21 protein-coding genes and 2 pseudogenes are annotated in these 20119 nt (G+C 67.9%); 10 read left to right on the top strand and 13 right to left on the bottom strand.

Annotated features, from left to right (window positions below):
• Positions 1 to 2 precede the first annotated feature (2 nt).
• Positions 3 to 491, bottom strand: coding sequence for a (2Fe-2S)-binding protein (locus M3330_RS12395; protein WP_006550769.1), 489 nt, complete (start codon positions 489 to 491; stop codon positions 3 to 5).
• Between the two features lie 172 nt (positions 492 to 663).
• Between M3330_RS12395 and M3330_RS12400 the strand changes: the two are divergent.
• Positions 664 to 983 (top strand): annotated as a pseudogene (locus tag M3330_RS12400) (SDR family oxidoreductase); the annotation flags it as partial.
• On the opposite strand, the gene M3330_RS12405 reads toward M3330_RS12400, so the two are convergent.
• From M3330_RS12405 to M3330_RS12430, 6 genes are all read right to left on the bottom strand, one after another.
• Positions 971 to 2113 (bottom strand): XdhC/CoxI family protein, encoded by a 1143-nt coding sequence (locus M3330_RS12405; RefSeq protein ID WP_039584380.1) that lies wholly within the window; start codon positions 2111 to 2113, stop codon positions 971 to 973. The pseudogene M3330_RS12400 and the gene M3330_RS12405 overlap by 13 nt on opposite strands.
• The gene (locus M3330_RS12410; RefSeq protein WP_006550766.1) at positions 2106 to 3218 is read right to left on the bottom strand and encodes a VWA domain-containing protein; all 1113 of its coding nucleotides are present in this window, start codon (positions 3216 to 3218) and stop codon (positions 2106 to 2108) included. The genes M3330_RS12405 and M3330_RS12410 overlap by 8 nt, the downstream gene beginning before the upstream one ends.
• Positions 3215 to 4108, bottom strand: coding sequence for a MoxR family ATPase (locus tag M3330_RS12415; protein ID WP_006550765.1), 894 nt, complete (start codon positions 4106 to 4108; stop codon positions 3215 to 3217). Before M3330_RS12415 ends, M3330_RS12410 begins: the two co-directional genes overlap by 4 nt.
• A gap of 56 nt (positions 4109 to 4164) precedes the next feature.
• Positions 4165 to 4374: a hypothetical protein gene (locus M3330_RS12420; protein WP_039584483.1), complete on the bottom strand. Its 210-nt coding sequence runs from the start codon at positions 4372 to 4374 to the stop codon at positions 4165 to 4167.
• 72 nt (positions 4375 to 4446) lie between these two features.
• A complete protein-coding gene (locus tag M3330_RS12425) occupies positions 4447 to 4611 on the bottom strand; it encodes a hypothetical protein (RefSeq protein ID WP_153811622.1) in 165 nt (54 codons plus the stop codon).
• 125 nt (positions 4612 to 4736) lie between these two features.
• Positions 4737 to 5066, bottom strand: a complete 330-nt coding sequence (locus M3330_RS12430; RefSeq protein ID WP_006550764.1) for a helix-turn-helix transcriptional regulator — start codon at positions 5064 to 5066, stop codon at positions 4737 to 4739.
• A 157-nt stretch (positions 5067 to 5223) separates the two neighbouring features.
• Here M3330_RS12430 and M3330_RS12435 point away from each other — a divergent pair, with 157 nt between their 5' ends.
• Complete coding sequence (locus tag M3330_RS12435; protein ID WP_019290579.1) at positions 5224 to 5649, top strand: Hsp20/alpha crystallin family protein; 426 nt, start codon at positions 5224 to 5226, stop codon at positions 5647 to 5649.
• 56 nt (positions 5650 to 5705) lie between these two features.
• Here the strand turns inward: M3330_RS12435 and M3330_RS12440 are convergent, their stop codons facing one another.
• A complete protein-coding gene (locus M3330_RS12440; protein ID WP_019290580.1) occupies positions 5706 to 6887 on the bottom strand; it encodes a zinc-dependent alcohol dehydrogenase in 1182 nt (393 codons plus the stop codon).
• Between the two features lie 227 nt (positions 6888 to 7114).
• Between M3330_RS12440 and M3330_RS12445 the strand changes: the two are divergent.
• Positions 7115 to 7361, top strand: a pseudogene (locus M3330_RS12445) (DUF6480 family protein).
• A gap of 34 nt (positions 7362 to 7395) precedes the next feature.
• Here the strand turns inward: M3330_RS12445 and M3330_RS12450 are convergent.
• Together M3330_RS12450 and M3330_RS12455 are read right to left on the bottom strand one after the other, a co-directional pair.
• Positions 7396 to 7860, bottom strand: coding sequence for a response regulator (locus M3330_RS12450; RefSeq protein WP_255024895.1), 465 nt, complete (start codon positions 7858 to 7860; stop codon positions 7396 to 7398).
• Positions 7857 to 9497 carry a CHASE3 domain-containing protein gene (locus M3330_RS12455; RefSeq protein WP_039584378.1) on the bottom strand — a complete coding sequence of 547 codons (1641 nt, stop codon included), beginning with the start codon at positions 9495 to 9497 and terminating at the stop codon, positions 7857 to 7859. Before M3330_RS12455 ends, M3330_RS12450 begins: the two co-directional genes overlap by 4 nt.
• Positions 9498 to 9761: 264 nt before the next feature.
• Between M3330_RS12455 and M3330_RS12460 the strand changes: the two genes are divergently transcribed.
• Complete coding sequence (locus tag M3330_RS12460; RefSeq protein ID WP_050993536.1) at positions 9762 to 10634, top strand: LLM class F420-dependent oxidoreductase; 873 nt, start codon at positions 9762 to 9764, stop codon at positions 10632 to 10634.
• Positions 10635 to 10721: 87 nt separating this feature from the next.
• On the opposite strand, the gene M3330_RS12465 is transcribed toward M3330_RS12460, so the two are convergent.
• Both M3330_RS12465 and M3330_RS12470 read right to left on the bottom strand, forming a co-directional pair.
• Positions 10722 to 11492, bottom strand: coding sequence for a thioesterase family protein (locus M3330_RS12465; RefSeq protein WP_019290584.1), 771 nt, complete (start codon positions 11490 to 11492; stop codon positions 10722 to 10724).
• The gene (locus M3330_RS12470) at positions 11489 to 12148 is read right to left on the bottom strand and encodes a TetR/AcrR family transcriptional regulator (protein ID WP_019290585.1); all 660 of its coding nucleotides are present in this window, start codon (positions 12146 to 12148) and stop codon (positions 11489 to 11491) included. Before M3330_RS12470 ends, M3330_RS12465 begins: the two co-directional genes overlap by 4 nt.
• Positions 12149 to 12237: 89 nt before the next feature.
• Here M3330_RS12470 and M3330_RS12475 point away from each other — a divergent pair, with 89 nt between their 5' ends.
• Genes M3330_RS12475 through M3330_RS12495 form a run of 5 tightly spaced genes read left to right on the top strand, consistent with a single transcriptional unit; the run spans position 12238 to position 18371 of the window.
• The gene (locus M3330_RS12475) at positions 12238 to 13857 is read left to right on the top strand and encodes a carboxyl transferase domain-containing protein (RefSeq protein WP_019290586.1); all 1620 of its coding nucleotides are present in this window, start codon (positions 12238 to 12240) and stop codon (positions 13855 to 13857) included.
• Positions 13858 to 13865: 8 nt separating this feature from the next.
• Positions 13866 to 15899 carry an acetyl/propionyl/methylcrotonyl-CoA carboxylase subunit alpha gene (locus tag M3330_RS12480; RefSeq protein ID WP_200359034.1) on the top strand — a complete coding sequence of 678 codons (2034 nt, stop codon included), beginning with the start codon at positions 13866 to 13868 and terminating at the stop codon, positions 15897 to 15899.
• Positions 15899 to 17062, top strand: a complete 1164-nt coding sequence (locus M3330_RS12485) for an acyl-CoA dehydrogenase family protein (protein WP_006550753.1) — start codon at positions 15899 to 15901, stop codon at positions 17060 to 17062. The genes M3330_RS12480 and M3330_RS12485 overlap by 1 nt, the downstream gene beginning before the upstream one ends.
• The gene (locus M3330_RS12490; protein WP_006550752.1) at positions 17059 to 17553 is read left to right on the top strand and encodes a MaoC family dehydratase; all 495 of its coding nucleotides are present in this window, start codon (positions 17059 to 17061) and stop codon (positions 17551 to 17553) included. The genes M3330_RS12485 and M3330_RS12490 overlap by 4 nt, the downstream gene beginning before the upstream one ends.
• Positions 17550 to 18371: a CoA ester lyase gene (locus M3330_RS12495; RefSeq protein ID WP_006550751.1), complete on the top strand. Its 822-nt coding sequence runs from the start codon at positions 17550 to 17552 to the stop codon at positions 18369 to 18371. The genes M3330_RS12490 and M3330_RS12495 overlap by 4 nt, the downstream gene beginning before the upstream one ends.
• A gap of 7 nt (positions 18372 to 18378) precedes the next feature.
• Here M3330_RS12495 and M3330_RS12500 read toward each other — a convergent pair whose 3' ends face one another.
• Entirely contained in the window at positions 18379 to 19152 is a 774-nt protein-coding gene (locus M3330_RS12500) for an IclR family transcriptional regulator (RefSeq protein WP_019290591.1), read from the bottom strand.
• A gap of 202 nt (positions 19153 to 19354) precedes the next feature.
• Here M3330_RS12500 and M3330_RS12505 point away from each other — a divergent pair, with 202 nt between their 5' ends.
• Entirely contained in the window at positions 19355 to 20116 is a 762-nt protein-coding gene (locus M3330_RS12505; RefSeq protein ID WP_255024897.1) for a CoA transferase subunit A, read from the top strand.
• Positions 20117 to 20119 lie beyond the last annotated feature (3 nt).

A 20119-nucleotide genomic window follows, 5' to 3' on the forward strand; every position in this document is an offset into this window, starting at 1 on the left:
CGTCATACCTCCTGCGTGGCGGCCGGGTTCTCGCGCAGTCGCTGAGCGGCGTCACGCGCAGCGGCCACGATGTTCTGGTACCCGGTGCAGCGGCACAGATTTCCTTCGAGACCGTGCCGTACGTCCTCGTCGCTCGGATCGGAGTTCTCGGAGAGCAGATCGATGGTCGCCATGATCATCCCGGGCGTACAGAAGCCGCACTGCAGTGCGTGCTTCTCGCGGAACGCCTCCTGGACCGGATGCAGGCTGCCGTTCGTGGTGAGCCCTTCGACGGTGGTGACCGAGTGTCCGTCGGCCTGTACCGCGAGCATCGAGCACGACTTGACGCTGCGGTCGTCGAGCAACACGGTGCAGGCGCCGCAGTTGCTCGTGTCGCAGCCGACCACCGTGCCCACCTTCCCGAGTCGATCTCTGAGGTAGTGGACGAGAAGCAGTCGCGGTTCCACGTCGTCCGTGTACTGCGTTCCGTCTACGGTGACAGTGATGCGCATCGATCCTCCAAGTGCCTCGCGTAGCGCAGTGATACAGATCACTGACACTCTGCTGCATATCGCGCGTCGAAAGGACCCGAATCGCCGAAATCGCCTTTGGGCTCGCGTCGATCGGAGGCGGGATCGTCACGAGACACGCCGGCTGGTCGAGGCGGAGGGCGCCAAGGAACATCTGGTGCACTACACGACCAGCAAGCACGCCCTCGTCGGGATGGCGCGGGCCTTCGCCGCCGAACTCGGACAGCACGACATCCGGGTCGACAGCATCCACCCGGGCGCGGTGAACACCCCGATGGGATCCGGTTCGATGCGCGACCGCATCGCCCAGACCGCCGAGAGCAACCCCCGGCTCGGCGGCATGACCATGCCCTTCCTGAACAAGTACATGGCCGAGGCGGACGAGATCGCGAACATGGTCGCCTCGCGTCCGACGAGTCCGTCTTCGTCACCGCCCAGAGCTTCGCGATCGACGGTGGTGCTCAGTACTTCTGAGCGCCGATGTGCTCCTCGTGGGCGTGGATCGGTCCGCGTGTCTCCGCGAGGCGGCCGCCGCCCCCGCCCCAGCGCAGCGCGATGATCTCCGCGGCGATCGACACCGCGGTCTCCTCCGGGGTGCGGGCCCCGAGATCCAGACCGATCGGCGACGACAGGCGCGCCAGTTCCTCCTCGGTCAGTCCCGTCTCCCGCAGACGCTCCATCCGGTCGTCGTGTGTGCGGCGCGACCCCATCGCCCCGACGTAGGCCACGTCGAGCCGTAGGGCGACTTCGAGGAGCGGCACGTCGAACTTCGGGTCGTGGGTGAGTACCGTGATGACGGTGCGGGCGTCCACACGTCCGGCCTCGGCCTCGGCCGCGAGATAGCGGTGCGGCCAGTCGACGATCACCTCGTGGGCGCCGGGGAAGCGGGCCTCGGTGGCGAACACCCCGCGCGCGTCGCACACCGTCACCGTGTAGCCCAGGAACGAGCCGAGCCGGGCCATCGCCGACGCGAAGTCGATCGCCCCGAACACGATCAGCCGCGGCGGGGGCTGGAAGACGTTGACGAACACCGACATCCCCTCGCCGCGACGCTCACCGTCGGTGCCGTAGTGAAGGGTGCCCGAGCGTCCCACCTCGAGCAGGCCGCGCGCGTCGTCGACGACGGCGTCGTACATGCGGGACGAGGCGAGCTGTCCGTCGGCGCGGTCGCGCCACACGACCATCCGTCGTCCCCGTAACGCCGGGTCGGGATGGGCGGTGACGGTCGCGAGCGCGACGGGTTCGCCCGCGCGGACGGAGTCGAGCAGGTCGGTGAAGGCGGGGAAGGACGCGGCGTCGATCCGTTCGACGAAGACGTCGATGATGCCGCCACAGGTCAGGCCGACGGAGAACGCGTCGTCGTCGGAGACCCCGTAGCGTTGCAGCACCGGCTGCCCGCTGTCGATGACCGACCGGCCGAGTTCGTAGACGGCGCCTTCGACGCACCCGCCAGAGACGCTGCCGGTGACGGTGCCGTCCTGCGCGACCAGCATCGATGCACCCGGCCCCCGGGGCGCCGAACGGAAAGTCGAGACCACGGTGCCTACCGCGACGGCCTCCCCGTCCCGGTACCGCCGGTCGAGCTCGTCCAGAATTTCACGCACGCCGAACCTCCTCGAGAAGTTCTTCCAGTGTCGCAAGGCTGTGTCCCGCGAGCAGACGATCGATGTGCGGCAGGGCCGCGGAGATACCCGACTGGATCGGTTCGTATCCGGCGCCGCCGGCGTGCGGGTTCACCCACAGCACGCGGTGCGCGAGGCGATGCAGCTGCGCCATGCGTTCCCCGAGCTGCGAGGTGTCGCCGCGCTCCCAGCCGTCGGAGAAGATCACCACCACCGCGCCGCGCGCGAAACCTCTGCGCCCCCAGCGGTCCAGGAACGCGCCGAGCGTGTCGCCGAGACGTGTCCCGCCCGCCCAGTCCGGTACCGCACGCGAGGCCCCGGCGAGCGCGATCTGCGGGTCGCGGGCACGCAGCGCACGCGACAGGCGGGTCAGCCGCGTGCCGAGGGAGAACACCTCGGTGGACGACGGCGCGGCACGCGTGACGACGTGCGCGAACCGCAGGAGCGCGTCGGCGTAGGGACTCATCGAGCCGGATACGTCGATCAGCAACACCACCCGGCGCGGTCTCGTCGCTCGTGCCCGGTGCCGCGGCCGGACGGGTTCGCCTCCGCCCGCCAGCATGTCGCGCAGGGTGTGCCGCGGGTCCACCGGCCCGCGGCGGGAGGGCTTCGACCGCAATCCCCGACGCGTCGGGGGTCGGGGCTGCAACCGCGCGAGCAGTTCGGCGAGGTGAGCGCGTTCGGCGGTCGTCAATTCGGCCACGTCGCGGTGCCGGAGGACGTCGGTGTCGTCCGCCGCGACCTGCAGGCGTGGCGCGTCGTCACCGGAATCACCCTCGGCGCCCTCGCTGCGGGACAGCGCGGCGATCCGTGCGGTGCGGGTGCGTTGCCCGTGGGTACGCGAGCCGGTGGGGACGGTGTCGCCGAACCAGTGGACGAAGACCACGTCGTAGCGGGCCGTGTCGTCCGGTGTGCGGCACAGCGTGGCGCGGCCTGCCCAATAGACCTGCACGGGATCCCCGACGTCGACGTGTGCGAGGGCGTCGAGATAGGTGGCGGTGGCGTCGAGGGCGACGGGCAGACCGGCGGCGGCGAGGGCGCGGCAGAAGCCGGCCAACCCGGCGACCGGGCCGGGGGCGGTCGTCATCCGGCCCTCGAGAGGTCGAGTCCGGCGCGGGTGACCCGGTCGATGTCCTCGCGGTACTTCAGTACGGCACCGAGTGTCGCCGCAGCGGTCGCTGCGTCGAGGACGTCGCGGTCGAGGGCGACCAGTGCGCGCGCCCAGTCGAGGGATTCGGCGATCCCCGGTGGCTTCAGGAGGTCCTGTTCGCGGAACGAGCGCACCGCGCGGGCGATCTGCTCGGCGAGCGGGTGCCCCAGACCGGGCAGCCGCCGCTGCAGGATCGCGACCTCGCGTTCGAGATCGGGATGCTCCACCCAGTGGTACAGACAGCGGCGCTTGAGTGCGTCGTGCACCTCGCGGGTCCGATTGGAGGTGAGCACCACCAGCGGTGGGACCTCCGCGCGGATCTCGCCCAATTCGGGGATCGTCACCGCGTTCTCGTCGAGCAACTGGAGTAGGAAGGCCTCGAACTCGTCGTCGGCGCGGTCGATTTCGTCGACGAGCAGCACGCACGGTGAGTCGGTGAGCGCCTGCAGCAACGGGCGGACGAGGAGATAGCGCTCCGTGTAGAGGGAACGCTCGGCGGTGTCCGCATCGAGCACACCGTCGCTCGCCGCTTCGAGCGAGCGCAGATGGAGCAACTGCCGGGGAAAATCCCAGTCGTAGAGGGCCTGCGAGGCGTCGATGCCCTCGTGGCACTGCAACCGGACCATCGGCAGATCCAGGGCCTGAGCGAGAGCCGCTGCGAGCGAAGTCTTCCCGGTTCCGGGTTCGCCTTCGCAGAAGAGCGGCCGGCCCATACGCATCGCAAGGAAGACGACGGTCGCCAGTCCGTCGTCGGCGAGATATCCCGTGGTCTCGAGAGCAGCCGAGAGTTTCTCGGGTGAATCGATACGTGTTGCGTCGCCGGTCATGAAGCGAGCCTAGATGCTCACCCGCCTCCCGACCGGCGACTGCGACAACTATCGGATCAACCGTCGGCGTGCGCGAGCGGCGCGAACTCGCCGGTGAACAGTGTTGCGCATCCGGGGCACAACGTCGGATCGATGGCCCAGCCGTTCATCTGGGCATAGAGCTCTGCCTGCAGCTTGCTCTGTGCGGCAGTGCGGTAGCAGTGATCGCAATGGTCGCAACGGAAGACCCACCGGCCACCGGAGATCGGGTCGCGGTGCGGCGTCATGTCCACCTCGATATCAACAACTCGGTATCCGCGAATCGATGTCGTGGAATGGTCGGATCGTGCCGGTTCCTCTCAGGGAACCGACTTGCCCATGACGCGGGCCCACCATCCGTCCAGCGGGCTCGGATCGGGCCAGCGGATCGTGTCGTCTGCGATGTGATTGGGCCGGGATGCCATGTCCTGCTGTCCCTGTCCGGTATTCGGTGAATCGTGCTGTGCGTTGCGCACTGAGGTCACCCCTTATTGCTATCGGTGCGTCATTGGCGGACGCACTCCTACGCACCTCTGAGGCGTTCTTGAATCTTAGCCCGGTTCTACTGAACCGGCCCGGTCTTTCTGCTGTTTGCACAGGTAGAGGAGGTCTAGGAAGTATGCGGCGGGGGAGGGGGTCTGCTGTCCAGGGTGGAGCGCAGACGGTCGTTGTCCTCCTTGAGGGCCGCGTTGTTCGCCTCGAGTTCGAGGATCCGGGCGATTCCGGCGATATTGATTCCGGAGCCCACCAGTTCGACGATCCGTTGGACGATCTCGAGATCGTTGTCGCTGTAGCGGCGCGTCCCACCCGCTGTGCGTGCGGGGTTCAGCAGCCCTCGACGTTCGTACAGGCGCAAGGTCTGCGGGTCGAGTCCCGACAGTTCGGCGGCCACCGAGATGCCGTAGACCCCGCGCCGGGCGCGTAACGGATCTGGCGTCATCGTTTCCTCCGGAGTCGGTCTTCTCGGGTCGCGCTGCGGTCACCCGCGACTTGACCGAACCTTATCACAGGTCCATAATAAATCTGTGTCTACGGACGCAGATAATCAACAAAGCGTGGCCGTCACGAACGGCCGGACAGTCGGAGGTGACAGACCGATGTTGATGCGCACCGACCCCTTCCGCGATATCGATCGCTTCACGCAGCAGGTGCTCGGCACCATGGCACGGCCCGCGGTGATGCCGCTCGATGCATGGCGAGAAGGCGACCGTTTCGTCGCCGAGTTCGATCTCCCGGGCGTCGACGCCGACTCGATCGACCTCGATGTCGAACGCAACGTGCTCACCGTGCGCGCGGAACGTCCGGAAGTCGACCGGGACAAGGAATTCGTCTCGACCGAGAGGCCGCGAGGCATCTTCACTCGTAGGCTGTTCCTCGGTGACACCCTCGACACCGATCGGATCGAAGCGCAGTACCGCGGTGGTGTTCTACGCGTGACGATTCCGGTCGCAGAGAAGGCGAAGCCCCGCAAGATCTCGGTGATCGACGCGGAGACGAACGGCCAGGCCGCGATCGAGAAGTGAACCGCTACGGCGAACCGGACCCGGGATGATTCCCGGGCCCGGTTCGGCTGCGTCCACTACGGTTTCAGGCAGATCTTGATGGCGCCGTCCTGCTTCTTCTGGAAGATCTCGTACGCGTGCGGTGCGTCGTCGAGCGGGAGGCGGTGGGTCGCGAAGTCGTCGACCCCCAGCGGATCCTCGTCGGTCAGCAGCGGCAGGATCTCCGGGACCCAGTTCAACACGTTGGCCTGACCCATGTGGAGACGGATCTGCTTGTCGAACAGGGTGAGCATCGGCATCGGATCCGCCGCCCCGCCGTACACACCGCTCAACGAGATCGCGCCACCACGCCGCACGACGTCGATCGCGGTGTACAGCGCGTGGAGACGGTCCACTCCGGCCTTCTCCATGAACGGCTCGGCGATCGCCGACGGCAGGAAGCCGGCGGCACTCTGGGCGAGCTTCGCGACGGGCGAGCCGTGCGCCTCCATACCCACGGCGTCGATCACCGAATCGGTGCCGCGCCCGTTCGTCATGTCACGGATCATGTCGCCGGGATTGTTGTCGACCTCGCGCAGATCGACGACCTCGATGCCGCGGGAGGCCGCGCGGGCCAGTCGCTCGGGGACCATGTCCACGCCGATCACGCGGGCACCCTTGTGCACCGCGATGCGGGCGGCCATCTCTCCGATGGGGCCGAGGCCGAGCACCGTGACACTTCCGCCGTCGGGGATCTCCGCGTACTCGACGGCCTGCCACGCGGTGGGCAGCACGTCGGAAAGGTAGACGAAACGGTCGTCGGCCGGCCCTTCCGGGACCTTGATGTGGGTGGCGTCGGCATGGGGGACGCGCAGATATTCGGCCTGCCCGCCGGGCACGCTGCCGTAGAGCTTCGAGTAGCCGAACAGTGCGGCGCCGGTGCCCTCCTCACGGACCTGCGTGGTCTCGCACTGCGAATGCAGGCCGTGGGAACACATGAAGCACTGGCCGCAACACACCTGGAAGGGGATCACCACCCGGTCGCCGGGCTTCAGCTTCGTGACGCCGGAGCCGACCTCCTCGACGATGCCCATCGGTTCGTGACCGAGAATGTCGCCGGGAGTCATGAAGGCTCCCAACACCTCGTACAGGTGCAGGTCGGAGCCGCAGATGTTGGTGGTGGTGACGCGGATGACGGCGTCACCGGCCTCCTGGATCGTCGGATCGGGCACCGTATCGACGCTCACGTTGCGGCGCCCTTGCCATGTCACTGCCTTCATGTCGCTCCTCGGTTCCTCGGGTGCAGGAATGTCGGGCCGTGCCCGGCACGTGTCCCTCGATGCCTACCCCCGCTCGGCGCGGGCAAACGCTGCCCGCGAGCGGGTCCCTGCCGCGCCGCACATGTTTGCGCGTGCCGGAGGAGAGGTATGTCGCCACAGAATCGAATCACCGCGACACATGTCTGTGGCCGCTCTTGCGGGAGCGCAGCCGCACAGAAGGAGGTCAGGTGACCACTTCGGACCCCGAACACCACGGAAGCCAGGATCCCGAACCTTCGCGCACCCCGGATCTCGAGCCCGGTGGCGGCGTGGCGCCCGGATCGACGCCCCCGGACTCGGGGACGACGTCCCGGGCTGTCCGCTCCGGAACCGGACACGAGAAAGCGATTCCCCATCAGCGGGTGGCTCACGCTGCTCGCCGTCGCGGTGATCGTGATCATCTTCGTGGTCGCGATCTTCGGCATCCTGTCCTGACGGTTCGGCCCGAGCCGCCCCGCGGAGCTTCTCGTCAGCGTCCGCGACGCGGTAGCCGCACGACCTGCACGAAGAATTCGTCGATCTGCTTCACGGCACCGATGAACTGGTCGAGATCGACCGGCTTGGTGACGTACGCATTGGCGTGCAGCTTGTAGCTGCGGAGAATGTCCTCCTCGGCCGACGAGGTCGTGAGCACCACGACCGGGATGTCGGACAGTTCCGGATCGGACTTGATCTTCGTCAGCACCTGCCGGCCATCGTACTTCGGCAGGTTCAGGTCGAGCAGGATCAGATCCGGGCGCGGCGCACCCTCGTGGTCGCCCCGGCGGTACAGGAAGTCGAGTGCTTCCGCCCCGTCGCGGACGACGTGTAGGGCGTTGCCGATCTTGTTGTCCTCGAATGCTTCACGGGTCATCAGCTCGTCGCCGGGATCGTCCTCGACCAACAGGACGTCCACCGGTCGGGCAGCGGGATAGGTCACGATCGTGCTCCTCATGACGTTGTCCCCTGCTTCTGCTCGACGGGGCGTGATGCGGTTCCGAGGGTGAAGCAGATTCGAGTGCCCTCGGTATGAGTATCGCCGTACTCGGTGTCGATCCAGATTCTTCCCGCGTGATACTCGACGATTTTCTTGCTCAGCGCCAGTCCGATACCGGTGCCCTGGTAATCGTCGCGAGGATGCAGCCGCTGGAAGATGACGAACACCTTCTCGGCGTACTCGCTGTCGATCCCGATGCCGTTGTCGGTGACGCAGAAGTGCCACCGCGGACCGTCCGACTCGTCCTCGGCCTTTTCGCACTCGATCCTGATCACCGGGGTGCGATCGGGATGGCGGAACTTGATGGCGTTGCCGACCAGGTTCTGCCACAGCATCGTCAGCAGAGTGGGGTCACCGGTGAGCTCGGGGAGGTCGTCGGGGCGTTCGATCTGCGCCTGTGACTCCTCGATGGAGGCGGAGAGGTTGAACAACGCCTTCTCGAGCGGTCGGCCGAGGTCGACCCGGACGTAGGCGTCGTGGACGCGTCCGACCCGGGAGAAGGCGAGCAGATCGCTGATCAGCACCTGCATCCGTTTCGCGCCGTCCACGGCGTATTCGACGTACTGTCGTCCACGATCGTCGAGGACGTCGCCGTACCGTTTCTCGAGCAGCTGGCAGAAGGACGCGACCTTCCGCAGCGGTTCCTGCAGGTCGTGCGATGCGACGTAGGCGAACTGTTCGAGTTCGGTGTTCGAGCGGCGGAGTTCCTCGGCCTGGGCATCGAGATCCTCGGTCTGTTTCGCGAGCAGGGTCTGCTGCTTCCGGGAGTCCGCCAACGCGTCCGCGATACGACCGCGCATCGTCTCGACGTCGAGGGCGAGTGCCCGGATGTCCTTCGGTCCCTGGGGGTATATGTGCTGGTAGAAGTTCTCCTCCAGCGCGACCCGGCGACTGGCGTTGCGGAGTTTGCTGAGCGGCACGGCGACGAGATTGTGGACGAGGGCCACCATCGCGAGGCCGGTGAGGATGAACGTGATCACCATGGCGATCAGGACCGAGTTGCGGATCGTCCGGGACTGCACGAGATCGTCGAGGTTCTCTTCGAGCACACGGGAGAGCGCGTTGTTCTCCTGGACGAACATCGACCGGATCTCACCGAAGGTCAGCCGGTCCTCCTCTGCCAGGTTCGCATCGACGGGGCGCGGCTGCCCGGGCACGACTGTGGCGATGATCGGCTCTGCATATTGTGTCTGCCACTGCCGGGCGGTGGCGTCGATGGAGTCGATGTCGGCGAGGAGCTCGGGATGGTCGGCGAGGAGTTCACGGAGGCGATCGAGGGCGACCTGCTGATCGGCTCGGCCGGCGCGATACGGCCCGAGGAAGATCGGGTCGGTCGTGAGCGCATACCCGCGGACCGCGGTCTGCTGATCGAGCAATGAGCGCTGCAGCCGGTAGGACTCCGTCATCGCGGGGTGGATCCGCCCGGTCACCTCGTCGGTGATCTGCACGGTGCGCTGGATGAAGATTCCGCCCACGATCGAGCCGAGGACGGCGAAGACCGCGAGGACCGCGAACGCGACCTGGAACCAGCTCTGCACGACCAGCCGCGACGAGAACCGCTCGATGCGCGGTTCGGGAACCGAAGGATCCCTCATCGCCGCACCGTCGCTCCGACCTCGGCGGAACGCACGATACCGATCACATCCACCCCAGCTTCCCGGCCCGTGCCCGATTCGCGCCTACGGGCGACGAATCCCGACGGCGGTGCGGTCCCGAACCTGTCGGTCTGCGAACACACGTATGGACGGGCTGTCTGTTGAACCCGAATGCGAACTGTAGCCGACCGGTGGAGCCGTTCCGATCCGGCCACGGGCCGAACCGGCTGCACCGAGTGCCGGAACGCGACTAGGGTCGGTCGCATGACACGACGAGTGAGCGTGTGGGGTGGCGCGTTCTGGCTCAGTCGGAAGGTTCGCGAGCAGGCGCTCGATGCAGCCCGCGAACTGGAGGAGCTCGGGTACTCCCGGTTGTGGACGTCCGGCGGATTCAAGGACGGCTTCCCCTCCGTCTACGGTGAACTGCTCGCGGCGACGACGACGCTCGAGCTGGCGAGCGGCATCATCAGCATCTGGCACGCCGACCCGGAGACCACGGCGGCTGCGGTCGCCGATCTGGAGTCGCGGTATCCCGGTCGTTTCCTGCTGGGCGTCGGAACGAGTCACGCTCCCGTCGTCGACGCGCGGGAGAACACCAGCTACACCAAGCCCTACAGCCGGATGGTCGAGTACCTCGACGGCCTCGATGCGGCATCGACGCCGGTGCCCACCGATCGCAGGGTTCTCGCGGCGCTCGGCCCGCGCATGCTGAAGCTGTCCGCCGAGCGCGCGGCAGGAGCCCACCCGTACTTCGTGCCGTCCGAACACACGGCGATCGCGCGCGAGACCCTCGGCTCGGAGCCGTTGCTCGCCCCCGAGGTGGCCGTCGTCCTCGAAACCGACGAGACCGTTGCGCGCGGCATCGCCCGCGAGTACATGCGCGGCTATCTCGCGCTGCCGAACTACTCGAACAACCTGCGTCGCCTCGGGTACACCGACGAGGACCTCGCCGACGGTGGCAGCGACGGCCTGATGGACGCGCTCATCCCGTGGGGTGATCTCGACAGCGTCGTCGCCGGCATCGAGAAGCACTACGCCGCCGGTGCCGACGAGGTCGCCATCCAGGTGCTCACCGCGGATCCGTTCACCTTCCCGAGCGAGGAATACAGGCAGATCGCGTCCGCGCTGCTGAGCTGAGGCCACCGAACCCCGAGGTCACCGAACCCCGAGGTCACCGAACCCCGAGGTCACCGAACCCCGAGGTCACCGGATCGGTGTGGCCGCTCAGATCGGCCGCACCGTGAGGATCTGGGACATCGTGCCGATCGGGCCGGTCGCATCGTGCAGCACCGTGCTCGTCAGGCCGATGCCGTCGGTGCCGAACGAGACCGACGTATCGAAGCCGACCCATTCACCGCGGGGTTCGGCGAACAGGTGCGCGGTCAGGTCGACGTTGGGGAAGGCGACCGTTCTCGGATCGGCACGCACCGCCATGCCGTTGGCGATGTCGAACAGGCCGGCCGTGGCGGCGAGATCGCTGACCTTCTCGCCCTCCACGAGCGGGAGACCGGTGCGCACCCAGAACGAGGCCCGTCCGGGTGCGGTCGAGACGCGGCGCACCTCCACCGAGTCGATGAATCCTCCCGGCCACAGCGTCGTCGGGTCCCAGGGTTCGCAGTCCTCGGGCGTCGGAATCGGCTGCAGCGTGGTGCCGGCGATCTCCGCGGTGGGGCGGGTCTGCATCAGCCACGCGCGGGCACGCACGATCGCGCGCCCGTCGTAGGCGAGGGTCGCTTCCACGAGTTCGATGGTGCGTCCGGGCCGCAGGACCTCGACCGTCGTGACGACGGGACCGACGGGCACGGTGCCGAGGATGTCGTACGACAGGCGTCCGATCGTGAGGTCGTCGTCGCGCCGCGCGTCGCGGTCGCATTCGACGACGTGGGCGATCAGCCCGAGAGCGGGAGCGATGTGCTGCTCCGCCTCGTTCCACGCCCCACCGACATGTTCGGTGGCGCGGAAGGAGGTCGGGCCGAGTCGTTCGAAGTAGCTCATGCGGTCTCCGTTCGTGACGGCTCTGCCGCGAGAGCCGAGGGGGTCGCGGCGAGAGCTGCCAGTGCCATGCGTCGCAGCACCGCGCGGGTGCCTTCGGGGGAACGCGGGTCGGCGCTGTGCGGTGTCGAGTTGATGAGTCCGAAGGTCGCGTGCGCCATCGTGCGCGCATCGGATTCGGGCAGTGCGGGGTCGATGCGGCGCAGGGCTTCGACCCAGATCTCGACGTAGCGACGCTGGGTCACCCTCACCTCCCGCTGCCCCTCGTCGGGGAGGGACGTGAACTCGCGGTCCTGCACGCGGATGAGATCGGGCTCGCCCAGCGCGAAGTCGAGATGGAAGTCGACCAGGCCCTCGAGGGCGTCGCGCGGGTCGGGCGTCGTCTCGGCGACCTGCGTGCCACCTGCGAGGAGGCGGCGGCTGATCTCGACGAGGATCTCGACGAGCAGGGCGTCCTTGTTGGGGAAGTGTCGGTACACGGCGGGACCGCTGATCCCCACGGCCGCACCGAGATCCTCGAGGCGGACCCCGGGGAATCCGCGTTCGGCGATCAGGTGCGCCGCGGCACGCAGGAGGTCCCGTCGGCGTTCCGCCTTGGCGAGGCTACGCCGCGTCGGGCGTCCCGATGCGGTCGAGACGTCGATCGCGGACTCGGTCATGAAAATCTCCGCTCGGTGTGGTCTGGACAACTCGGTTAATCATAACTAACCTAGATTTCAGTTAATGGCGATTAGTCGATCTACCGAGGATGGTGTCCGTGACAACCGCTGAGACGGCCTCGACAACCAGCCGCGACCAGCACGAACAGCTGGTCGGAGAGCTCCGAGACAAGCTCGCTGCCGCAGCCCTGGGTGGCAGCGAGAAAGCCCGGGAGCGGCATGTCGCCCGCGGCAAGCTGCTTCCCCGCGACCGCGTGGACGAACTGCTCGACACGGGCAGCCCGTTCCTCGAACTGTCGCCCCTCGCCGCCGACGGCATGTACGACGACGAGTGCCCCGGCGCCGGCATGATCGCCGGCATCGGCCGCGTCGCCGGCCGCGAGTGCGTGATCGTCGCGAACGACGCCACCGTCAAGGGGGGCACCTACTATCCGATCACGGTCAAGAAGCACCTGCGGGCGCAGGAAGTCGCGCTGCAGAACAACCTGCCGTGCCTGTACCTCGTCGACTCCGGTGGCGCCTTCCTGCCGCGGCAGGACGAGGTCTTCCCCGACCGCGAGCACTTCGGCCGCATCTTCTACAACCAGGCCACCATGAGCGCCAAGGGGATTCCGCAGATCGCCGCGGTCATGGGCTCGTGCACCGCCGGCGGCGCCTACGTCCCCGCGATGAGCGACGAGGCCGTCATCGTCCGCAACCAGGGCACCATCTTCCTCGGTGGCCCGCCGCTGGTGAAGGCCGCGACCGGCGAGGTCGTCACCGCCGAAGAGCTCGGCGGCGGCGACCTGCACTCGAAGGTCTCCGGCGTCACCGACCACCTGGCCGAGGACGACCGCGACGCGCTGCGCATCGTGCGAGACATCGTCTCCACCTTCGGTCCGCGCAACCCGCGTCCGTGGGACGTCGAACCCACCGTCGAACCCGAGGCCGACCCCACCGAGCTGTACGACGTGGTGCCCACCGACTCGCGCATCCCCTACGACGTGCACGAGGTCATCGACCGTGTGGTCGACGGCGCCGGCGGTGACGGCCATGGATCCAGCAGCTTCCACGAGTTCAAGGCCGAATACGGCAAGACTCTCGTCACCGGCTTCGCACGCATCCACGGCCACCCGGTCGGCATCATCGCGAACAACGGCGTTCTCTTCGGCGAATCCGCCGTCAAGGGAGCGCATTTCATCGAACTGTGCGACAAGCGCTCGATCCCGCTGGTGTTCCTGCAGAACATCTCCGGCTTCATGGTCGGCCGCGACTACGAGGCCGGCGGCATCGCCAAGCACGGCGCGAAGATGGTCACCGCGGTCGCGTGCGCGCGGGTGCCGAAGCTGACCGTCGTCATCGGCGGCTCGTACGGCGCCGGCAACTACTCGATGTGCGGTCGCGCGTATTCGCCTCGCTTCCTGTGGATGTGGCCCAACGCCCGCATCTCCGTCATGGGCGGCGAGCAGGCCGCCTCGGTGCTGGCCACGGTGCGCTCCGACCAGCTCGACGCCTCGGGCAATCCCTGGACGGCCGAGCAGGAAGAGGAGTTCAAGGCTCCGATCCGCGCCCAGTACGAGGAACAGGGCAATCCCTACTACTCGACCGCGCGCCTGTGGGACGACGGCATCATCGATCCCGCAGACACCAGAAAAGTTCTCGGACTGGCACTGTCGGTGTGCGCCAACGCCCCGCTCGAGCCGGTCTCCTACGGCGTCTTCCGGATGTGAGTGCACCCATGACTGATACGACTCGGATCGACACGGTGTTGGTCGCCAACCGCGGTGAGATCGCGGTGCGCGTCATCCGCACCCTGAAGGCGATGGGCATCCGCTCGGTCGCCGTGTTCAGCGAGGCCGACCGCGACGCCCGGCACGTGCAGGAGGCCGACACCGCGGTGCTGCTCGGACCCGCCGCGGCGCGCGAGAGCTATCTGGTGATCGACAAGGTCATCGACGCGGCGCTCGCCACCGGTGCACAGGGCATCCATCCCGGCTACGGATTCCTTTCGGAGAATTCGGCTTTCGCCGCCGCGTGCGCCACTGCCGGTATCGCCTTCCTCGGCCCGTCCGCCCACGCCATCGAGACCATGGGCGACAAGATCACCGCCAAGGCCGCGGTGTCGGAGTTCGGCGTTCCCGTCGTGCCCGGCATCTCCCGGCCCGGACTGAGCGACGACGAACTGATCGCGGGCGCCGAGGAAGTCGGCTATCCCGTGCTCGTCAAGCCGTCCGCCGGCGGTGGCGGCAAGGGCATGCGCCTCGTCGAGGACCCGAAGGATCTGCCCGCCGCGCTCGAATCCGCCCGTCGCGAAGCGGCGTCGGCGTTCGGCGACGACACCCTCTTCCTCGAACGGTTCGTCCAGCGCCCCCGGCACATCGAGGTCCAGGTCCTCGCCGACGCGCACGGCAACGTCGTGCACCTCGGGGAGCGCGAGTGCAGCCTGCAGCGACGGCACCAGAAGGTCATCGAGGAAGCGCCCTCGCCGCTGCTCGACGAGGCCACCCGCGCCCGCATCGGTGAGGCCGCGTGCAACACCGCGCGCAGCGTCGACTACACCGGCGCCGGCACCGTCGAGTTCATCGTCTCCGCCGACAAGCCCGACGAGTTCTTCTTCATGGAGATGAACACCCGGCTGCAGGTCGAGCATCCGGTCACCGAGATGGTCACCGGCCTCGACCTCGTCGAGTGGCAGGTGCGCATCGCCGCGGGTGAGCCGCTCGGCTTCACCCAGGACGACATCACCCTCACCGGCCACGCGATCGAGGCCCGCGTCTACGCCGAGGATCCGGCTCGTGGCTTCCTTCCGACCGGCGGTGAGATCGTCGATGTCGTCGAGCCTTTCGGGGCGAGCGCAGCGACGGGGAACGTCACCGGTCCCCGCGTGCGCGTCGACTCCGGCATCCGCGCCGGCACCGTGGTCGGCAGCGACTACGACCCGATGCTCGCCAAGGTCATCGCCCACGCCGACGACCGCGCCGGAGCGCTGCGCCGCCTCGACCGGGCGCTCGCACAGACCGCCGTGCTCGGCGTCGTCACCAACGTCGACTTCGTGCGGTTCCTGCTCGCCGACGACGACGTCGTGGCCGGTGCGCTCGACACCGGACTCCTCGACCGCCGGGTCGGCGACTACACCGCCCCCACGACCGCCGATTCCACGCTCGTCGCCGCGGCCATCCTGCGGTGGCTCGACCGCTGGGCGGGCGACACCACCGATCCGTGGGCGGTGCCCGACGGATGGCGCGTCGGTGCCCACCGGCCCGTCACGTCGCGGCTCACCTCCGGCGACCGCACCGCACATGTGCGCCTGACCGGAACTCCGGCGGCCGGTGTCGCTGAGGTCGAGGACGGCGAGACCTACCGGTTCAGCGCCGTGCTGCACGGCTCCGCTCTGGCGGTCGTGCTCGACGGCCGGCGTCACAGCTACCGCGTCGGCGAATCCGACGGTGCGGTCTGGCTTTCCGACGGTCACGGCAGCGTCGCCGTCCGCGAGGTGCGCGAGGCGTCGGTGCGCGGCGACGACGCCCACGCCGGCGACGCCGACATCACGAGCCCGATGCCCGGTGCCGTCATCGCGGTGTCCGTCGCCCCCGGCGACACCGTCACGGCCGGGCAGACGCTCGTCGTCGTCGAGGCCATGAAGATGGAACATTCGCTCACCGCCCCCATCGACGGCACCGTCGAACTGTTCGCGGCCGCCGGTGAGCAGGTCAAGGTCGATCAACTTCTCGTGCGAATCACCCCGCACGCCGACACGGAAGAGACAAAGTGATGACGGAATACCTGGCCACGGGCCAACTTCCCGACGAGTACGAGCAGCTGCGCAAGACGGTCGCCGACTTCGCCCGCACGGTGGTCGCGCCGGTCGCGGCCAAGCACGATGCCGAGCATTCGTTCCCCTACGAGGTCGTGCAGGGCATGGCCGAGATGGGCCTGTTCGGCCTGCCGTTCCCCGAGGAGTACGGCGGCATGGGCGGCGACTACTTCGCGCTGTGCCTCGCACTCGAGGAACTCGGCAAGGTCGACCAGTCCGTCGCCATCACTCTCGAGGCCGGTGTCTCGCTCGGTGCGATGCCGATCTACCGCTTCGGCAACGAGAAGCAGAAACAGGAGTGGCTGCCGCAGCTCGCGAGCGGTCGCAACCTCGCCGCCTTCGGTCTCACCGAGCCGGGTGCGGGCAGCGACGCCGGAGGCACGAAGACCACCGCCAAGCTCGAGAACGGCGAGTGGATCATCAACGGCAACAAGCAGTTCATCACCAACTCCGGCACCGACATCACCTCGCTGGTGACCGTCACCGCCGTCACCGGTGTGCGGGAGAACGGCAAGAAGGAGATCTCCACGATCCTCGTGCCGACCTCCACGCCGGGCTTCACCGCCGAACCCGCCTACAACAAGGTCGGCTGGAACGCCTCCGACACGCATCCGCTCACCTTCGCCGACGTGCGGGTGCCCGAGGAGAACCTCCTCGGCGAGCGGGGCCGCGGCTACGCCAACTTCCTGCGCATCCTCGACGAGGGCCGCATCGCGATCGCCGCGCTGTCGACCGGCGCCGCGCAGGGCTGCGTCGACGAATCGGTGAAGTACGCCAAGGAACGCGAGGCATTCGGCAGCCCGATCGGCAACAACCAGGCCATCGCCTTCAAGATCGCCCGCATGGAGGCGCGTGCGCACGCAGCACGCACCGCCTACTACGACGCCGCCGCCGCGATGCTCGCCGGCAAGCCGTTCAAGAAGCAGGCCGCGGTCGCCAAGCTCGTCGCGTCCGAGGCCGCGATGGACAACGCGCGTGACGCGACGCAGATCCACGGCGGCTACGGCTTCATGAACGAATACGCCGTGGCGCGCCACTACCGCGACAGCAAGATCCTCGAGATCGGTGAGGGCACCACCGAGGTGCAGCTCATGCTCATCGGACGGGAGCTGGGACTGTGAGCGAAACCGACACCACCGTGGAGAAGCGGATCGTCCAGCGCGGCCTGTGGTTCGAGGAATTCGAACTCGGCGCGATCTACGAGCACCGCCCCGGCCGCACGATCACCGAGGCCGACAACACGCTGTTCACGACGCAGACGATGAACACGCAGGCGCTGCACCTCGACGCCGCCTACGCCGCCGAGACCAGTTTCGGTGAGCGTCTGGTCAATTCGATGTTCACGCTCTCGACGATCGTGGGACTGTCGGTCGCCCAGCTCACGCAGGGCACGATCGTCGCGAACCTCGGATTCTCCGAGATCTCCTTCCCCAAGCCGCTCTTCCACGGCGACACGCTCTACGCCGAGACGAAGATCGTCGACAAGCGCGAGTCGAAGAGCCGGCCGGGGGAGGGCATCGTCACCCTCGAGCACACCGGTCGCAACCAGCACGGCGATGTCGTCGCCGTCGCCGTGCGCAAGACCCTCGTCCAGAAGAGGCCCACGACATGACCTGGGAACTCCCCGGCCCCGCATGGCTTTTCTGTCCCGCCGATCGCCCGGAGCGCTACGCCAAGGCCGCCGAACGTTCCGACGTGGTGATCATCGACCTCGAGGATGCCGTCGCACCGGCCGACAAGCAGGCCGCCCGTGAGGCACTGATCGCCACGCCGCTCGACCCCGAACGCACCGTGGTGCGGGTCAACCCGGTGGGCACGGCCGACCACGAGGCCGATCTCGAGGCGCTGCGCCGCACGTCGTACACGCGGGTCATGCTGCCAAAATGCGAGAGCGGCGACGAGGTGCGCTCGCTCGCACCGCTCGAGGTGGTCGCGCTCATCGAGTCGCCCCTCGGGGTGCTCGCGGTCGAAGACATCGCCGTCGCCGAGAACACACTCGGAATGATGTGGGGTGCCGAGGATCTCGTCGCCGGACTCGGTGGCAACGCGAGCCGCCGCGCCGACGGGACGTACCGCGCGGTCGCGCAACACGCCCGGTCGGTGACCCTGCTCGCCGCGAAGGGTCACGCCCGCTGGGCGCTCGACTCGGTGTACCTGAACATCAAGGACACCGACGGTCTCCACGAGGAGGCCCTCGACGCCGTGGCGGTCGGATTCGACATCAAGGTGTCGATCCACCCGAGCCAGGTCGACGTCGTCCGCCGGGCGTACGCGCCCACCCCCGAGGAGGAGGCGTGGGCGCGACGTGTCCTCGAGGCCGCCGAATCGGAGCGCGGCGTCTTCGATTTCGAAGGGAAGATGGTCGACGCCCCGGTGCTGCGTCACGCCGAGCGCGTGCTGCAGCGCGCGTCGGCTGCCGCCTCGGCATGACCGCGTGTCACCGGGGACGGTGACGCAACAACTGAGTGAGACGGTGGGCGCTGTCGAGCAGCGCCTCACCGAGTTCGGGCACACGATCGGGCCGGAACCGGCTCTCCACGCCGGTCAGACTCAACGCCCAGGTCGGGGCGCCGCGGTGATCGAACACCGCGGCGCCCATTCCCCAACTGCCCTCGACGATCAGTGCCGGATTGACGGCGTAGCCGGTCAGCCGTGTCGTCTCGATCCGTTTCTCCAGTGCGGGTCGCGCGTGGTCCGGTCCCCAATCCTGCGTGAGATCCACCCGCGACAGATGCGCCTCGATCTCCTGATCGGGCATGTGCGCGAGGATCGCCAGCCCCGCCGACGCCACCCCGAGCGGGAACCGGATCCCGATGTGGAGCACGTGCGAACGCAGCGGGAAGCTGCCCTCCTCCATCGCCAGACAGACCGTCTCGTCGCCCCGCCGCGCGGAGAGGAAGGCGCTCTCGCCGGTCGCGCGCGCCAGATCGCGCAGCACGTCGCCCGCGAGATCGGTGATGTCGTAGCGCACGGAGGCGAGCGATCCCAGCAGGTAGAGCTCGGGTCCGAGGGCCCAGCGTCCCGACGCCGGATCCCGGTCGACGAGCCCCTCGTCGGCGAGCGAGCTGAGCAGCCGGTGCACCGTGGGCCGGGCGAGATCGGTGGTGCGGGCGACCTCCGAGGTCGTCACCCCTTCCGGTTCGTGCGACGAGACGGTGCGCAGCAGGGCGGCGATCCGCGCGACCAGTTGACCCCGTGCATCGGACGACATGCCTCGATTATACGTCCACTCAGTGAACGCATATAGCGTCTCTGTTCGATGAACGATCAATTTCAGAGAGATTCCGGCAGGTACTTGTGTTCGCCACCTGCAGACTCTTTAGTAGAAACCAAGCATGCGACTGCGTTCATCCAGTGGACGTGATTCGTCCAGCGGAGCCCGGCGGCTCCCCCGGAAACCCGAGAGGTGAGAGTTGGCAACGAAAGTGTTCGAGACGGCGGCGGAGGCCGTCGCCGACATCCGTGACGGTGCGACGCTCGCGGTGGGCGGATTCGGACTGTGCGGTATCCCCGACATCCTGATCCGGGCCATCGCCGACGCCGGGGCCACCGACCTCGAGGTGTTCTCCAACAACTGCGGTGTCGACGGCCACGGTCTCGGAATCCTGCTGGGCAGCAAGCGCATCCGCCGGGTCACCGCGTCGTATGTCGGGGAGAACAAGGAATTCGCCCGGCAGTACCTCTCGGGTGAGCTCGAGGTCGAGCTGACCCCGCAGGGCACCCTCGCCGAGAAGCTCCGCGCCGGTGGCGCAGGCATCCCCGCCTTCTTCACCCCCGCCGGCGTCGGCACGCCCATCTCGCAGGGCGGACTGCCGTGGAAGTACAACGCCGACGGTTCGGTCGCCGTGGCGTCGCCGGCGAAGGAGATCCGCGAGTTCCGCGGCAAGCGGTACGTGCTCGAGGAGTCCATCACCGCCGACTTCTCGCTCGTGCACGCCCTCAAGGGCGACACCGAGGGCAACCTGGTGTTCAACAAGGCCGCGATGAACTTCAACCCGCTCGCCGCGATGGCCGGCCGCGTGTGCATCGCCCAGGTCGAGGAACTCGTCGAGCCGGGCGAGATCGATCCGGGTGAGGTGCACCTGCCGGGAATCTTCGTGAACCGGGTCGTGCACACCGGTGTCCAGGACAAGCAGATCGAGAAGCGCACCGTCAGCGCCGCGAAGGGAGCGTAGAAG

This window comes from Rhodococcus sp. GA1, from assembly GCF_024321955.1.
In the GTDB taxonomy this organism is placed as follows: domain Bacteria; phylum Actinomycetota; class Actinomycetes; order Mycobacteriales; family Mycobacteriaceae; genus Rhodococcus; species Rhodococcus pyridinivorans.

Coding starts and splice junctions, on each gene's coding strand:
- M3330_RS12395 (WP_006550769.1), bottom strand. CDS start 491: ATGCGCATCACTGTCACCGTAGACGGAACGCAGTACACGGACGACGTG.
- M3330_RS12410 (WP_006550766.1), bottom strand. CDS start 3,218: ATGACGACCGCCCCCGGCCCGGTCGCCGGGTTGGCCGGCTTCTGCCGC.
- M3330_RS12415 (WP_006550765.1), bottom strand. CDS start 4,108: ATGACCGGCGACGCAACACGTATCGATTCACCCGAGAAACTCTCGGCT.
- M3330_RS12420 (WP_039584483.1), bottom strand. CDS start 4,374: ATGACGCCGCACCGCGACCCGATCTCCGGTGGCCGGTGGGTCTTCCGT.
- M3330_RS12430 (WP_006550764.1), bottom strand. CDS start 5,066: ATGACGCCAGATCCGTTACGCGCCCGGCGCGGGGTCTACGGCATCTCG.
- M3330_RS12435 (WP_019290579.1), top strand. CDS start 5,224: ATGTTGATGCGCACCGACCCCTTCCGCGATATCGATCGCTTCACGCAG.
- M3330_RS12440 (WP_019290580.1), bottom strand. CDS start 6,887: ATGAAGGCAGTGACATGGCAAGGGCGCCGCAACGTGAGCGTCGATACG.
- M3330_RS12450 (WP_255024895.1), bottom strand. CDS start 7,860: ATGAGGAGCACGATCGTGACCTATCCCGCTGCCCGACCGGTGGACGTC.
- M3330_RS12455 (WP_039584378.1), bottom strand. CDS start 9,497: ATGAGGGATCCTTCGGTTCCCGAACCGCGCATCGAGCGGTTCTCGTCG.
- M3330_RS12460 (WP_050993536.1), top strand. CDS start 9,762: ATGACACGACGAGTGAGCGTGTGGGGTGGCGCGTTCTGGCTCAGTCGG.
- M3330_RS12465 (WP_019290584.1), bottom strand. CDS start 11,492: ATGAGCTACTTCGAACGACTCGGCCCGACCTCCTTCCGCGCCACCGAA.
- M3330_RS12470 (WP_019290585.1), bottom strand. CDS start 12,148: ATGACCGAGTCCGCGATCGACGTCTCGACCGCATCGGGACGCCCGACG.
- M3330_RS12475 (WP_019290586.1), top strand. CDS start 12,238: ATGGTGTCCGTGACAACCGCTGAGACGGCCTCGACAACCAGCCGCGAC.
- M3330_RS12480 (WP_200359034.1), top strand. CDS start 13,866: ATGACTGATACGACTCGGATCGACACGGTGTTGGTCGCCAACCGCGGT.
- M3330_RS12485 (WP_006550753.1), top strand. CDS start 15,899: ATGACGGAATACCTGGCCACGGGCCAACTTCCCGACGAGTACGAGCAG.
- M3330_RS12495 (WP_006550751.1), top strand. CDS start 17,550: ATGACCTGGGAACTCCCCGGCCCCGCATGGCTTTTCTGTCCCGCCGAT.
- M3330_RS12500 (WP_019290591.1), bottom strand. CDS start 19,152: ATGTCGTCCGATGCACGGGGTCAACTGGTCGCGCGGATCGCCGCCCTG.